Annotated in this window: 2 pseudogenes; both read left to right on the top strand. The window is 32.7% G+C overall.

The window, feature by feature from the left end:
• Positions 1-129, top strand: a pseudogene (locus K9U41_RS23435) (hypothetical protein); the annotation flags it as partial.
• 68 nt (positions 130-197) lie between these two features.
• Positions 198-419 (top strand): annotated as a pseudogene (locus K9U41_RS23430) (30S ribosomal protein S7); the annotation flags it as partial.

Genomic DNA, 419 nt, shown 5'->3' with positions numbered 1-419 from the left:
GTAAAAGACTTACCAGGGGTTAAATATCACATCGTTCGTGGTGCTCTTGATACAGCAGGTGTTGCAAAAAGAACAGTTTCTCGTTCTAAATATGGTGCTAAACGCCCTAAAGCAGGCGCTGCAAAATAATCTTCATACAGACAAATCCGTTAGATTTGATTTTGTTTGAGTAAAATTTAAAATTTGAAGGAAAAATAATGAGAAGAAGAAAAGCTCCGGTAAGAGAAGTTTTACCTGATCCGATTTATGGTAATAAAGTAATCACAAAATTTATTAATTCTTTAATGTATGATGGCAAAAAAAGCACAGCTACAACAATTATGTATGGTGCTTTAGAAGCTATCGATAAAAAAGGTGGCGAGAAAAAAGGTATTGATATTTTTAATGATGCGATTGAAAATATTAAGCCTTTATTAGAG

The sequence above is a fragment of the Xanthobacter autotrophicus genome, assembly GCF_029991245.1.
GTDB lineage: Bacteria > Pseudomonadota > Alphaproteobacteria > Rhizobiales > Xanthobacteraceae > Xanthobacter > Xanthobacter autotrophicus_C.
The sequence above is the reverse complement of the archived record's forward strand: the minus strand, read 5'-3'. Positions and strand labels throughout refer to the sequence as shown.